This window comes from Psychrobacter sp. 1U2 (assembly GCF_051847575.1).
The window spans coordinates 1-1,048 of sequence record NZ_JBPYDC010000467.1; the positions used below are offsets into that span (position 1 = coordinate 1).

A 1,048-nucleotide genomic window follows, 5' to 3' on the forward strand; every position below is an offset into this window, starting at 1 on the left:
TTTAGCAGGTACCGGTACGCTCTCTCCTGTCTTTGGATTACGGCCCATACGAGCACGTCGATGATGCAAGCAAAAGCTACCAAACCCTCGAACTTCAACTCGGCCATCATTAGCCAAAGTATCTACCATCAAGTTTAGTATTTCTCGCACAGCATCATCAACAACCATCTCAGTCATGGTGTCACAGCTCACACTTAAATTACTAATGAAGTCGGATTTATTAATCGCTTGTTGCATCGTTACAATTGCCTTCTTTAATTAATGAAAATATGACTGATAAATAAAGGCGATTTTTCGCTATGTATTATTTACATATCAATCATATCTAGGTTATCAATTGGTTATTATTACTACAAAGTATCGTCCAAAACTAATCGATTGTTTTTTATAAGAACAGCTACTTTAAAAAGATAAAAATAATAACGCTTAAAAGTTAATGTATAATCAAACACTTGGCATGAGTTTACATTTCTTTACTCAATGTAGCAAATGATAGCGGAATTCTACACAAATAGGAATCAAAGTTTGGACAAAACGTTGAAAAATTGTTTTTGTACTTATTGATTAAGCGCTATCATCATTTTTAATCATAAAAAAAGCGACCGAAGTCGCTTTTTTTATGGTTAATATAGTTATAACTTAAAGCTTACTGCATTTGCTCTTTGATTAGATCACCAATCGTTTTTGGTTGAGCATCAGAACCAGCTGCTGGAGTAGCACTTGCACCGCCAAGATCTTTAATCGCTTGACGCTCTTCGGCTTCGTCTTTTGCTTTGATAGACAAGCTGATATTACGAGTCTTACGATCTACACTAATGATCTTCGCTTCAACATCATCACCAACGCTTAAATGCTTAGTAGCATCTTCAACGCGATCACGTTGAATTTCAGAAGCACGTAGGTAAGCTTCTACTTCATCCGCAAGTTCAATAGTAGCACCTTTAGCATCTACTTCTTTTACTTTACCATTTACGATAGCACCGCGGTCATTACTAACCAAGTACTCGTTAAATGGATCTGAGCTTAACTGCTTCACGCCTAGACTGAT

General features: G+C 36.5%; 2 protein-coding genes. Both read right to left on the reverse strand.

Annotated features, from left to right (window positions below; genetic code table 11):
• On the reverse strand, nt 1-237 hold a 237-nt coding region (locus ACS8FD_RS16615; protein WP_439276652.1), incomplete at its 3' end, for an HU family DNA-binding protein.
• 409 nt (nt 238-646) lie between these two features.
• Nucleotides 647-1,048 (reverse strand): S1 RNA-binding domain-containing protein (locus ACS8FD_RS16620; protein ID WP_439276653.1); only part of this gene is annotated, 402 nt, incomplete at its 5' end.